Annotated in this window: 9 protein-coding genes; 7 read left to right on the forward strand and 2 right to left on the reverse strand. The window is 71.6% G+C overall.

The features are described 5' to 3' along the window. Nucleotides 1-204 precede the first annotated feature (204 nt). Both CCN35_RS15775 and CCN35_RS15780 read left to right on the forward strand, forming a co-directional pair. Complete coding sequence (locus tag CCN35_RS15775; RefSeq protein ID WP_143631562.1) at nucleotides 205-1,137, forward strand: ScbA/BarX family gamma-butyrolactone biosynthesis protein; 933 nt, start codon at nucleotides 205-207, stop codon at nucleotides 1,135-1,137. A gap of 212 nt (nucleotides 1,138-1,349) precedes the next feature. Beyond that, on the forward strand, nucleotides 1,350-2,144 hold the full coding sequence (locus CCN35_RS15780; RefSeq protein WP_067398059.1) for an aminotransferase class IV family protein: 795 nt from the start codon (nucleotides 1,350-1,352) through the stop codon (nucleotides 2,142-2,144). On the opposite strand, the gene CCN35_RS15785 is transcribed toward CCN35_RS15780, so the two are convergent. Then, nucleotides 2,028-2,879: a ScbR family autoregulator-binding transcription factor gene (locus CCN35_RS15785; RefSeq protein ID WP_079129938.1), complete on the reverse strand. Its 852-nt coding sequence runs from the start codon at nucleotides 2,877-2,879 to the stop codon at nucleotides 2,028-2,030. The genes CCN35_RS15780 and CCN35_RS15785 overlap by 117 nt on opposite strands. Before the next feature lie 501 nt (nucleotides 2,880-3,380). Here CCN35_RS15785 and car point away from each other — a divergent pair. The 3 genes from car to CCN35_RS15800 all read left to right on the forward strand — a co-directional run bounded on the left by car (nucleotide 3,381) and on the right by CCN35_RS15800 (nucleotide 8,485). Further along, nucleotides 3,381-6,899, forward strand: a complete 3,519-nt coding sequence (car, locus tag CCN35_RS15790; RefSeq protein ID WP_281254802.1) for a carboxylic acid reductase — start codon at nucleotides 3,381-3,383, stop codon at nucleotides 6,897-6,899. Then, entirely contained in the window at nucleotides 6,889-7,653 is a 765-nt protein-coding gene (locus tag CCN35_RS15795; RefSeq protein WP_067398063.1) for an SDR family NAD(P)-dependent oxidoreductase, read from the forward strand. The genes car and CCN35_RS15795 overlap by 11 nt, the downstream gene beginning before the upstream one ends. Nucleotides 7,654-7,819: 166 nt before the next feature. Further along, nucleotides 7,820-8,485, forward strand: coding sequence for a ScbR family autoregulator-binding transcription factor (locus CCN35_RS15800; RefSeq protein WP_067398065.1), 666 nt, complete (start codon nucleotides 7,820-7,822; stop codon nucleotides 8,483-8,485). A 43-nt stretch (nucleotides 8,486-8,528) separates the two neighbouring features. Here the strand turns inward: CCN35_RS15800 and CCN35_RS15805 are convergent, their stop codons facing one another. Further along, nucleotides 8,529-9,425: a helix-turn-helix transcriptional regulator gene (locus CCN35_RS15805; protein ID WP_067398068.1), complete on the reverse strand. Its 897-nt coding sequence runs from the start codon at nucleotides 9,423-9,425 to the stop codon at nucleotides 8,529-8,531. A gap of 104 nt (nucleotides 9,426-9,529) precedes the next feature. On the opposite strand from CCN35_RS15805, the gene CCN35_RS15810 reads away from it, so the two are divergent. Both CCN35_RS15810 and CCN35_RS15815 read left to right on the forward strand, forming a co-directional pair. Continuing rightward, on the forward strand, nucleotides 9,530-11,053 hold the full coding sequence (locus CCN35_RS15810) for an MFS transporter (RefSeq protein WP_067398070.1): 1,524 nt from the start codon (nucleotides 9,530-9,532) through the stop codon (nucleotides 11,051-11,053). A 593-nt stretch (nucleotides 11,054-11,646) separates the two neighbouring features. Continuing rightward, nucleotides 11,647-12,819 (forward strand): acyl-CoA dehydrogenase family protein, encoded by a 1,173-nt coding sequence (locus CCN35_RS15815; protein WP_067398072.1) that lies wholly within the window; start codon nucleotides 11,647-11,649, stop codon nucleotides 12,817-12,819. Nucleotides 12,820-13,137: the final 318 nt, after the last annotated feature.

Raw genomic sequence — 13,137 nt, forward strand, 5'->3', positions numbered from 1 at the left:
CGGTCCGGTGGTGGTGCTGGTCGGGCCGACGGGGGTGGCCTTCCGGGACATCGGCGGCACCGTTTTACGCATGACATGTCCGCTGCATGAGCACATACCGCAAGTGAATGGCTCCGACACAACAACGCCACATCGACAGCGGCTTGTTCCGATGCGACTCAGGGGGGAACGTTGTCCGACGTCATCCTCGTGCCTCGCCCGTCCATGGCATCACAGACACTCCTCGGTGCCTACACGCACCTCAGACGCGAGGAGAACTTACTCGTCACCGGCTGGCAGCGGCTGTCCGACCGGGAGTTCTCCCTCGCCGTCAGGTGGCCGTCCGTGCACGGCGACCTGCCCTACGACCCGCGGATCCTTGCCCAGACCATCCGGCAGACCGGGCTGGTCGTCGCGCACGCCGAGTGCGGCGTGCCGTTGACGCACCAGACCATGCTGAGTGCTCTGTCCTTCGCCCTCTCGCCCGATCTGCGCGTACCGCGTGACCGCCGTCCGGCGCTGGACGTGCGGATCGTCGTCGAGGAGAACGGCGGCAGACTGCGGACGGCGAACGCCCTGCGGATGTCCTTCCAGGTGCTGCTCGACGGAACCGAGAAGGCCCGCGCCGAGGCGGAGTTCGCCTGGATCTCCGAGCGGGCCTACGCCCGGTTCCGGGGCGCGCGCCGGCATGTCGACTGGGCGTCCTGGACGGTGCCGGAGCCCGTCGACGCCCGACTGGTGTCCCGGCCGTCCGCGACGGACGTGATGCTGTCCCCCGGGGATCGCCCCGGCCGATGGCTGCTGCGCAACGACCCCGGAAACCATCTGCTCTTCGACCACCCCGTCGACCATGTGCCGGGCCTGGCCCTGCTGGAGGCCGCCGACCAGGCCGCACGTGCCCTGCTGGCTCCGGAGCCCTTCCGTCCCGCCGGGGTCCGGGCCACGTACCTGCGGTACGTGGGAGATCAGCCCGGAGCGGCCCCGGATCACCGTTGTCCGGGCCACGTACCTGCGGTACGTGGAGTTCGACCGGCCCTGCCACGTCGAGGCCGAGCGGCTGCCGGAGCCGGGCTCGGTCCGGGTCACCGGGACGCAGGAGGACGAGCCCGTCTTCCGCGTCGACTTCCGCACGCACTGCTGACGAGCCGGGCGCCCTGACGGGGCCGGCCGCCGTGCGAACCGGCGGACGGCCCCCGGGCCTTCGGCGGCGCGACGGGCAGCCGGACGCCTGCCGGGCACCGGGTCTGCCGGGCAGCGCAGCGGGCCTGCCGCCGTGCCGTCCCCTCGGCGGCAGGCCCGGTCAGGAGGAGCCAGGGTGTCCGCTTCGGGGCTCGGTCGTTTGGCACGGCGTGACAACGACAGCCCGACTCATGAGCACCAGGCGCAACTGCCGCGAGGCGGACGCGGCAGACCTGGCCCCCCTTGCCTTCGCCGGCTACGCCCACTTCACGGCGATGCAGGTACGGGGCGGCCGGGTGCGCGGCCTCGATCTGCACCTCGCCAGGCTGCGGCATGCCTCCCTGAAGCTGTTCGGCCGAGCCCTGCCCGACGAGCGGGTGCTCACATGTCTGCGCGCCGCCCTGGACGGAACCGCGGCCGACGTGTCGCTGACGGCCACCGCCTACCTGCCGTCGGGGGAGTTCACGGTGGCCCGCCCCGACGAGGAACCGGAACTCCTCGTGCGCGCCTCCCCGCCGGCCCACGGCCCCGCGGGACCGTTGACGCTGGACGTCGTCGAGCACGAGCGGTTCCTGCCGTCGGTGAAGCACACCGGCGAACCGGCCAAGACCTATTTCCTGCGCCAGGCGGTCGAACGGGGCTGTGACGACGTCGCGTTCACCGACCGCCGCGGCCGGCTGAGCGAGGCGTCCATCTGGAACCTGGCCTTCTGGGACGGCACCGGTGTGGTGTGGCCGTCGGCCGGCATGCTCGACGGGGTCACCATGGGCGTCGTCCGCAGACAGCTGGACCGGCTCGGTGTCGCCCAGCACACCCGTGAGATCACACTCGCCGATCTGCCGGAACTGGCCGGCGCCGCCGTCATGAACTCATGGACACCGGGTGTCGCGGTCCGCCGGATCGGCCCGGTGCCCCTGCCCGAGGCACCCGGCTTCCTGGAGCTGCTGCACCGGGCCTACGAGGCCGAACCCCTCGTCTCCCTGTAGGGCCTGTACGGCACAGCAGCACAGCGGCTCGCCGGACAGCGCGGCGCCGCACTCGTACGGCCGTTGACCCGCCGTCCGGTCACCGGCGTTCCGGCGGTGTTCGGCGGACGCGGAGGACACGGAGGACGCACTGCGCTCCGCGTCGATCCAGCCGAGCACCGCCTCCGCGGTCAGCTGCGGCAGCAGCAGCCGCCAGAACGGGGCCACCGACCGCGGGACACCACAGGGACGTGCCGGAACGCGCTCCAGGCTCTCCAGCCCCGCCATCATGGCCGTGATGGCGAAGACCGCGTCCTCGAGGTCGACTCCCGGCGCCAGACTGCCCTGCCGGCGGGCCAGCACGAGCAGGCCCCGCACCCAGTCCTGCCAGTGCTGCCACAAGCTCACCCCGCTGTGCCAGGACGCGTCGTGCGCCAGCCGGAAACCCGCCCTGAGCACCGGGTCGCACACGACGTGCTCGGCGAGTGTGTACGAGGTGTCGACGAGCAGCTGGAGCGGCTGGGGGTGCTGGTCCGGGACCCGTCCGGTGATGCACAGCAGAATCTCGGCCGCCGTCGATTCGACCGCCCTTCCCAGTGCCTGCTTGTTCCCGAAGTGGAAGTGCAAGGCGCCGTGACTGGCACGTGCGCGGTCGCATATCTGCCCGATGGAGGATCCGGCGAAACCACCCCGGTCGAAGACCTCGGCGGCCGATCGGATCAGGTGACGACGAGTCCTCGCGGCACGGTCCTGCATGACGATGCGCACTCCAGTGAGAGGAGGGAAGAGGGAGGTGAAGAGAGGAGGAGACGGAAAGGGCGGAAAGCGGAGCGAGTTGAGGGACGCGGAGCGTCCGGTGCGCACAACTGGCGCGGGTGGTGCGGGCGTCCGGCCGTGGCGGCGGACGCGATGGTGCGCGTTCCTCGGCAGAATCCACTCCTACCACACCGTCCCCACCGGGCAGTCGGGGTGCTCCTGACACTGGCGCGATATCGCGCATGCCGCGATCACCCCGGCGGTCGCCGCACGTCCGGCCGTTTGCCCGGGCCCGCGACGCCCGACGGTGCGCCCGTCGCCGCCGGTGTTTTCGCTGCTCCGCCGCCCTGCGGGAGAAATGCCGCCGCGCTCTTGGCCGACGGCCCGCCGCCCGGACCTGACAGATCGTCGACTGTTTTCCGAAGCGCTCTGTACACCTGTGCCTAGCATCCGGTGAAACAACCGGCCCGGCGCGGCGTTCCCTCGTATCACGGCCTCTCTGTGCCGCGGTGCGTCGCCGCCGACGCACCGCGCTGCCCGCCGTGGCCTGGCTCATCCCCGAACTCGGCCAAACACGCGACGCGGAGACCCAGAATGCGACTTGCGCAGGTGATGGCATCCGTCATGGAGCGCCACGCGGACCGGCCCGCCATCGGTGAACGCGCGAAGGAGTTCGTCCCGGGCGACGAGACGGGCCGGGTCACGATCCGGCTGCTGCCGCGCTACGAGACGACCAGCTATCGCGAGCTGTGGAACCGCGTCCGCGCGGTGGCGAGCGAGTGGCACCACCATCCGGACCGGCCGCTGCACGCCGGCGCACGGGTCGCACTGCTCGGCTTCACCAGCCGCGACTATGCGACGCTCGACTTCGCGTGCATCCATCTCGGGGCCGTGACGGTGCCGTTGCAGACCAGCGCGGCGCCCGATCAGTTACGGGCGATCATCGCCGAGACCGAGCCGTTCACTGTGGCCGCCAGCACCGAACGCCTGGAGGCGGCGGTCGACCTGATACGCGGCAGCGACTCGGTGCGGCGGCTGGTGGTCTTCGACCACCACCCCGAGGTCGACGACCACCGGGAGGCGCTGGCCGCGGCGCGCGAGCGGTTGGCCGGTATCCGCCCCGGCATCGTCGTGGACACCCTGACGGACATCGTCGAACGAGGCTCCGCGCTGCCCCCCGCACCCCTGTTCACGCCCGCCGACGACGAGGACCCGTTGGCGATGCTGATCTACACCTCCGGCAGCACCGGCACGCCCAAGGGCGCCATGTACACCGAGCGGCTGGCCCGCGCCATGTGGGGCGGGTCCTGGGCCAAGCTGTTCGACGAGAACTACGCGGTCACCTTCCACTACATGCCGATGAGCCATGTCGCCGGCCACTCCTCGCTGAAGGCCACCATGGTCCGCGGCGGCACCAGCTACTTCACCGCCAGCAGCGATCTGTCGACGTTCTTCGAGGACATCGCGCTGGCACGGCCCACCGAGCTGTCGCTGGTGCCCCGTGTGAGCGAGATGCTCTTCCAGCGCTTCCGCAGCGAGGTCGACCGGCGCGTCGCCGCCGGCACCCCCCGGGAGACGGCCGAGGAGGAGGTGCGGCAGGACATCCGGAACAACGTCCTCGGCGGCCGGGTCACCTGGGCCAGCAACAGCTCCGCCCCGCTGTCCGCCGAACTGACCGCGTTCATCGAGTCCTTGCTGGGCCTGGAACTGCACAACGTCTACGGCTCCACCGAGGCGGGAGGCGTGTCCGTCGACGGTGTGCTGCTGCGCCCGCCCGTGGTCGACTACAAGCTGGTCGACGTGCCGGAACTCGGCTACTTCGGCACCGACTCCCCCCATCCGCGCGGCGAACTCCTGCTCAAGACCGACGCCATCGTCCCCGGCTACTACAAGCAGCCGGAACTGACGGCGGAGCTGTTCGACGAGGACGGCTACTACCGGACCGGCGACATCGTGGCGGAGCTCGAGCCCGACCGGATCGCGATCGTGGACCGCCGCAAGAACGTACTGAAGCTCTCCCAGGGCGAGTTCGTGGCCACGTCCCGGCTGGAGGCGGTCTTCGCGGCGAGCCCGCTGGTGCGGCAGATCTTCGTGTACGGCAACAGCGAGCGGTCGTACCTGCTCGCGGTGGTCGTCCCCACGCCCGACGCGCTGCGCGAGACCGCGGGGGACGAACGGGAGCTGAAACGGCGGCTGAGCCAGTCCTTCCAGGCCCTCGCCAAGGAGGTCGGGCTCAACTCCTACGAGATCCCGCGGGACTTCCTGATCGAGACCGAACCGTTCAGCCAGGCGAACGGCCTGCTCTCGGACCATCGCAAACTGCTGTGGCCCAAGCTGGTGGAACGTTACGGCAGGCGTCTTGAACAGCTCTACGCCGAAACTGCCGCCCGGGAGACGGAGGAGCTGGCGGACATCCGCCGCGCGGGCGCCGACCAGCCCGTACTGGAGACGGTGCAGCGGGCCGCGCGGGCCCTGCTGGCCGGCTCGGCGGCCGAGGTGACGCCGGAGGCCCGGTTCCGGGACCTGGGCGGCGACTCCCTGTCGGCGGTGCAGTTCTCCGACCTGCTGCGGGACACCTTCGGGGTGCGCGTCCCGGTCGACGTGCTCGTCAGCCCCGCCTACGACCTCCGGCACGTGGCCGGCTACATCGAGACCCGGCGCGGGGACGCCCCGCAGCGGCCGACCTTCGCCTCGGTGCACGGCGAGGGGGCCGTCGAGGTGCACGCCAAGGACCTCGCCCTGGACAGGTTCATCGACGCACGCACGCTCGACGAGGCCCCGGCGCTGCCCCGGACCGAGGGGGAGCCGCGGACCGTGCTGCTCACCGGAGCCAGCGGCTACCTCGGCCGTTTCCTCGCCCTGGAGTGGCTGGAACGGCTGGCCCCGGCGGGAGGCCGGCTGATCGCCGTGGTCCGCGGCAAGGACGCCGCCGCGGCCCGCCGGCGACTGGACGCGGCCTTCGACAGCGGCGACCCGGAGCTGGTGCGCAGGTACGAGGAACTGGCCGCGGACCGTCTGGAGGTGGTGGCCGGCGACATGGCCGAGCCGCGCCTCGGCCTCGACGAGGGGACCTGGAACCGGCTGGCGGACGAGGTCGACCTGATCGTGCACGCCGGTGCGCTGGTGAACCACGTGCTGCCCTACCCGCACCTGTTCGACGCCAACGTCGTCGGCACCGCCGAACTGATCCGGCTCGCCCTGATCCGCCGGATCAAGCCGTTCACCTTCATGTCCAGCGTCGCGGTCGCCACCGCCGACCCGGATCGGCCGGCCCTGGACGAGGACTCCGACATCCGCACGGCGATGCCGGTACGGCCCGTGGACGGCGGCTACGCCGGAGGGTACGCGACCAGCAAGTGGGCCGGCGAAGTGCTGCTGCGAGAGGCGCACGACCTGTGCGGACTGCCGGTCACCACCTTCCGCTCCAACATGATCCTCGCCCACAGCACCTACGGCGGACAGCTGAACGTCCCCGACATGTTCAGCCGTCTGCTCTTCAGCGTCCTCGCCACCGGCATCGCCCCGCGCAGCTTCTACCGCGGCGACGGGGCACGGGCCCACTACGACGGACTGCCCGTGGACTTCACCGCCGCGGCCGTGGCGGGACTGGGCGGAGGCGGCGGCACCCCCGCCGGGTACAGGACCTACAGCCTGGTGAACCCGAACGACGACGGGGTGTCCCTGGACACCGTCGTCGACTGGCTGGCGGCGGCGGGCCACCGCATCGAGCGGGTCGACGACCACGCCGACTGGTACGCGCGGTTCGAGACGGCGATGCGCGCCCTGCCCGAGCAGCAGCGGCAGTACGCCGCGCTGCCCATCCTGCACGCCTTCAAGGAGCCCGAGGAGCCCGTGGCCGGCTCCCCCCTCCCCTCCGAGCGGTTCCGCGCGGCCGTCCGGTCCGGCGCGGTCGACGGGTATGAGGACATTCCGAGTCTCACACGTGAACTCGTCGTGAAGTACGGAAGGGACCTGAAGGCTCTGGCGGCCCCCGGGGCAGGCACACGGCATGAACAGTGACCTTCTTGCCGGCAAGGTCGTCCTGATCACCGGAGCGAGCAGCGGGATAGGGGCCGCCGCGGCCAGGGTGTTCAGCCAGGAGGGCGCGACGGTGGTGCTCGCCGCGCGCCGGGTGGAACGTCTGGCGGAACTCACCGGGGAGTTACGGGCGAAGGGCGCCGAGGCGGCCCATGTGGCCTGCGACGTCACGGACGCGGACGACGCGGCGCGCGCCGTGCGGTTCGCCGAGTCCGAGTACGGACGGCTGGACGGGGCGTTCAACAACGCCGGCATCGGCGGTGACCGCACCCCGATGCACCTCATGTCCGACGACGTCTACGACACCGTCATGGACGTCAACGTCCGCGGCGTCTGGAACTGCATGCGTCCCGAGATCGCCGCCATGCTGCGGCACGGCGGCGGCGCCGTCGTCAACAACAGCAGTGTCGCCGGGCTGGTGGCGATACCCGCCGCCGCCCCGTACATCGCGGCCAAGCATGCGGTGATCGGCCTGACCAGGGCCGCGGCCGACGAATACGCCCAGCAGGGCATCCGGGTCAACGCGGTGGCCCCGGGCACCACGCGCAGCGAGATCACCGAGGACTGGTTCCGGCGCAATCCCGGCCTGGAACAGAAGGTCAACTCGATGACCCCGCAAGGGCGTACGGCCGATCCGGAGGAGGTCGCCGCCGCTGCCGCCTGGCTGCTGAGCGACCGGTGCCCCTTTCTGACAGGGGCCGTTGTGCCCGTGGACGGCGGTTTCGTCAACCAGTGACGTCCACGGTCCGGGGACGCGGAGCCGGGCAGTCCCCCCCGCCTCCCGGCTCCGCCCCCCGCTCCGGCGGGACTTGGTACGGTGCCGAGCCTGCGAAAATGTCATGCTCGCGAGAAGAGCGGCATCTCCGCGGTCCGGCGGGGGCGACGACGTACGGGGAGAGCGAGTGGCGCGGCAGGAGCGTGCGATCCGCACGCGTGAATCCATCCTCGAGGCGATGGCGAGTCTGTTCGTCGAGGTCGGCTACGAGGCCGCCACCATCGCGGCCCTCCTCGAACGCACGGGACTGACCCGCGGAGCCCTGTACTTCCACTTCCCGACCAAGGAGGCGATGGCGCGCGGTGTGCTCGCGAGGGCGGTGACCCGCGAGGGCGTCCGGCCCCAGAAGCACAAACTCCAGGAATGGGTCGACCTCGGTCTTCTGCTCGCCCACCGGCTGCCCCGGGAGCCGATGCTGCGCGCCGCGGTCCAGCTGTCCGTCGATCCCAAGGCACGCAGCCTGTTCGGCACACGCTGGCCGGACTGGATCGATGTGGGCGAGGACCTGCTCGTCGAAGCCGGGAAGCGGGGCGAGCTGCTGCCGCACGCCGTCCCCGCGGAGATCGCCCGGCTGGCCGTGGGCGCCTGGACCGGAGTGCAGCTGGTGACGGAGGTGCTGCCGGAGAACCGCGACCTGTCCGAGGAGATCTCCCGGCTCTACCGGTTGATCCTGCCGGCCGTCGCCCGTCCCGGCGTCCTCGCCGAGCTGGACCTCTCCCCGTGCCGCGGGGAACGGCTGCTCGGCCCGGCGGCGGACGCCGGCGCCCCCGTGGCGGACGGGACGCCGGCCTGACCCCGCGTCGAAGGGCCCGCCGATTCCCGCCGCGCCCGTGCGGTCAGGGATCCATGGGCTCGAGGGTGTGGCAGTTCTCGAGCTGCTGTGTCTTCCTGGTGTCCGGGCGGCTCTGATGGGTCAGGATGCGCAGGGCGTCGGCGGAGCTGGGGTCGTTGGGGGTGTAGACCTCCAGGCGGTGGTCGGGGCTGTCGGGCTGGAGCCAGACCTGGTAGGTGACGCTGGTGGCGCCGACCGTCGGGTGCTGCAGGTGCATGGTTCCGACGGTGCAGTCGGCGACTTCCCTGGCCGCCCACATCGTGGCGAAGTCGTCGCTGCGCATGGTGAGTTCTCCGATCAGTCCCGCCAGGCGCGCGTCGGTGGGGAAGCGGCCCGCGGTGAGCCGGAGGTAGGCGACGTGGATGCGGGCGAGCTCGTCCCAGTTGCGGTACAGGTCGCGGGTGAGCGGGTCGAGGAAGAACATCCGGGGGACGGAGGGGCGGCGCTCCGGGTCCTGCGGGGCGTGGAAGTCGACGTGTTCTGCGATGAGGGCGTGGCCCGTGCGGTTCCAGGCGAGCACGTCCCCGCGCCGGCCCAGCACGATCGCCGGGGTCGCCTCGTCGAGGGACTCCAGAAGCGTCAGGACCCGTGGGTGGGGCTCCTCCCGGGGCGGCTCGGAAAGACCGGGGCTGGAGGGCTGGCGGGCGAGGTTGTGCAGGTGGACACGTTCGATCTCGTCGAGTTGCAGCACACGGGCGAGGGCGTTGAGGACCTGCTCGGAGGCGGTCTCCACCTGGCCCTGCTCCAGGCGCGTGTAGTAGCCCGCACTGACTCCGGCGAGCTGGGCGAGTTCCTCGCGCCGCAGGCCCGGAACTCTGCGGGTTCCATAGGTGCGCAGCCCGATCTCGGCGGGCTTGACCCGGTCGCGACGGCTCTTCAGAAAGGTTCCGAGGCTCTCCACCCTTGCGAGGGTAGGCCGACCGAGCGCCCCGGTGGGTACACCTGCTGGGTATACCCATCACAAGGGGATGGCTGCTGCGCCGGCCGTGCCGGAGCGTGGGCGGCATGTCTGAACAGCTCACGAACAACCCGCCGGGCCGACGGGCCTGGCTCGGCCTGCTGGTGATCCTCGGGCCCGTGCTCCTGGTCGCCATGGACGGGTCGATCCTGTTCCTGGCGATGCCCCGGATCAGCAAGGCCCTCACCCCGACCGCGGACCAGGCACTGTGGATCCTGGACATCTACGGGTTCGCCGTCGGATCCCTGCTCATCGCGTTCGGCAGCATCGGCGACCGCTACGGCCGGCTGAAACTGCTCATGATCGGTGCCACGGTCTTCGGCATCGGATCCGCGGCGGCCGCCTTCGCCCCCACCCCGGAGTTCCTCATCGCCGCCCGTGCGCTCATGGGTGTGGCGGGGTCGACCCTCCTGCCCTCGGCCCTGGCCGTGCTCAGTGAACTGTTCGAAGACCCGCGCCGGCGCGCGCAGGCCATCGGCATCTTCGCCGCGGGGTTCGCCGCGGGGTTCGCCATCGGCCCGATCGTCGGCGGCCTGCTGCTGGAGCAGTTCTGGTGGGGATCGGTCTTCCTGGTCAACCTTCCCGTCATCGCCCTGTTCCTGCTCTTCGCGCCGATCCTGCTGCGTGAGGTGCGCGCGACACGGCCGGGGCGTGTGGACGCGCTCAGCGTCGTGACCTCCGCGGCCGGCCTGCTGTGCGTGATCTACGGTCTCAAGCACGCCGCCGCCGAAGGCATCTCGGCCGTCCCCGTCGTCGCGGTGCTGGTGGGCGCGGTGCTGCTGACGTGGTTCGCGCTGCGCCAGCGGGGTCTGGAGCATCCGCTGATGGACTTCTCGCTGTTCCGGGACCGCGTCTTCAGCGTCGCCATCATCACCGGTCTTCTGCCGCTGGCCGCGTGGTCGGCGACCGCCTACCTGTCGGGCGTCTACCTTCAGTCCGTCCTCTCGCTGCCGGTGCTCAAGGCCGCGCTTCTGGCGCTGCCGGGAGCCGTGGTGCTGACCGTCACCTGCATCGTCACCCCGATGGTGGTCGACCGCATCGGCAAGCGGACCGCGCTGATCATCTGCCACTTCTCCATCGCCGCGGGTCTGGTGCTGCTGCTGCCGGTCACGATCACCGCCGGTGTCGGCTGGTACATCGCCTCGACGATGGTCGCGGGCGTCGGCTACGGCATCTCCTTCGCCGTGGTCGCCGACACCGCGGTCGGCGCCGTCCCCCCGGAGCGGGCGGGCTCGGCAGGAGCGATCGCCGAGACCAGCAACGAGATCGGCAACGCCCTGGGCATCGCGCTCCTCGGCTCGCTGGCCGCCCTGATCTTCCGGCTCCAGGGACCCGGCCTGGCACCCACGCTCCCCGAGACGCTCCAGCTGCCCGACCTGGCATCCTCCGTCGTCGAGACGGCCAAGTCGGCCTTCGTCACCGGCCTGCACGCGGCCGCGATCGCCGCCGCCCTGCTGCACCTGGGACTCGGTGTCCTGGCCCTGCGCTGGATGAAGAAGCCGGCATCGTCCACGGCCCGCACCGAAGCCCTCGTCCAGGACGCACCGGAGCGCGCACAGAGCCCGACCTGAGACACCGGGCGTCCTTTCGCCGCCGGCCCGCCCGGGCACCCGGACGGGGCTACGCCTCCACCAGGAAGTGCCTCCACCAGGAAGCGCCCGGCACCCGTGAGGGACCCGGGACGACGGCCGGAAACGCCCGGCCTGCCGTGGTGACGGCGACACCACGGCCCGCCCCGGCCGCGCGGCCGGGGCGGGGCGCCGCCGGGACCGTGCCGCGGGACGCGGACCCGGCACACGCACCCGCGCGTACGAGGAGGACCGCGCACATGAATACCGCGCACACGAGGAATACGAGGCCCCGGGCGACCGGGGCCTTCCCCCTGCCCCGCGCCCTCGCCCCTGCCCGGCCCCTGGGCGGGCTCGCCGCCCGGCCCGCCGGCGGCGCGGACCGGATGCGTCTCCGGAAGATTTCTTGAAGTGAGCAATCGTTAACCGGTGACGGGATCTTTGCGATCGGGCATACTCACAGCGCACAGCCGCAGGTCAGCAGCTTCCGTGACCCGGACACCGGCCTTGTGGCTGAGCCCGAGAAAGACCCGGCGGAGTGGCCTCACCCAAGGGCACATCCGCCGATGTGCCCGATAAGGGAGGAGAGCGTCGCCATGCCCGACCGCGCCCTGCAGCCGGTGGACCGGCAACTGCCCACGGACGAGGCCCGGGACCTGATCTCGCTCGTCCGTGACATCGCACAGAACGAGATCGCCCCCAAGGCGGCCGAGGAGGAGGAAGCGGGACACTTCCCGCGCGAGATCTTCACCCTGCTGTCCCGCTCGGGACTGCTCGGCCTGCCCTACGACTCCGAGTACGGCGGCGGCGACCAGCCCTACGAGGTGTACCTCCAGGTGATCGAGGAGCTGGCCGCGGCCCGTCTCACCGTCGGCCTGGGCCTGAGCGTGCACACCCTCGCCTCGTACGGGCTCGCCACCTACGGCACCAAGGAACAGCAGGTCGAGCATCTGCCCGCCATGCTCGGCGGCGGTCTGCTCGGCGCGTACGCCCTCTCCGAGCCCGCCTCCGGCTCCGACGCGGCCTCGCTGCGCACCAGGGCGGTCCGGGACGGCGACGACTGGGTGATCACCGGGACCAAGGCCTGGATCACCCACGGCGGGATCGCCGACTTCTACACGGTCATGGCCCGCACCGGAGGGGAGGGCCCGCGCGGCATCACGGCCTTCCTGGTGCCCGGTGACGCCGAGGGCCTGACCGCCGCGCCCCCGGAGAAGAAGATGGGCCTGAAGGGGTCGCCCACCGCCCAGATTCACCTGGACGGAGTAAGGGTCCCCGACAGCCGGCGTCTGGGGGAGGAGGGGCAGGGCTTCTCCATCGCCCTGTCCGCGCTCGACTCGGGCCGGCTCGGCATCGCGGCCTGCGCCATCGGGCTCGCCCAGGCGGCCCTGAACGAGGCGGTCGCCTACGCCACCGAGCGGAAGCAGTTCGGACGGCCGATAGCGGACTTCCAGGGACTGCGCTTCATGCTCGCCGACATGGCGACGCAGATCGAGGCGGGCCGCACGATGTACCTGGCGGCGGCGCGGCTGCGGGACGCCGGCCTGCCGTTCGCACGGCAGGCGGCCATGGCCAAGCTGTTCTGCACGGACACGGCGATGAAGGTGACCACCGACGCCGTCCAGGTGCTCGGCGGGTACGGCTACACCGCGGACTTCCCGGTCGAGCGCTACATGCGCGAGGCCAAGGTCCTGCAGATCGTCGAGGGCACCAACCAGATCCAGCGGATGGTCATCGCCCGTCACGTCGTGGGGCCCGAGACCCGCTGAACAGCCCGAGGCCGGCCGGGGGCGCCACCAGCCGTGCCCACTCCGGGTCGTGGCGTCCCGGGAGGGTACGGCCCCGGTCGGCCCAGGCACGCACCAGCTCGCGGTAGATCGGCGGGTCCTGGGCCTGCGCGGAAGCGGGCGGGAGCGACTCCACGGGCGGCGGCGGCACGAACACACGGCGCCGATGCGCTACTGCCGTCTGGGTGGTGGTCATACCCGTATCAACGCACTGCCGGCGGACAGGTCACTCCTGTGCGGAATCGGGAGCGGGTTCGCGGGCGTCCGGGGCCGGCGGCGGTGCGGGCGGGCCCGGGCCAC

Source organism: Streptomyces thermovulgaris (assembly GCF_002155915.1).
Classification (GTDB): Bacteria; Actinomycetota; Actinomycetes; order Streptomycetales; family Streptomycetaceae; genus Streptomyces; species Streptomyces thermovulgaris.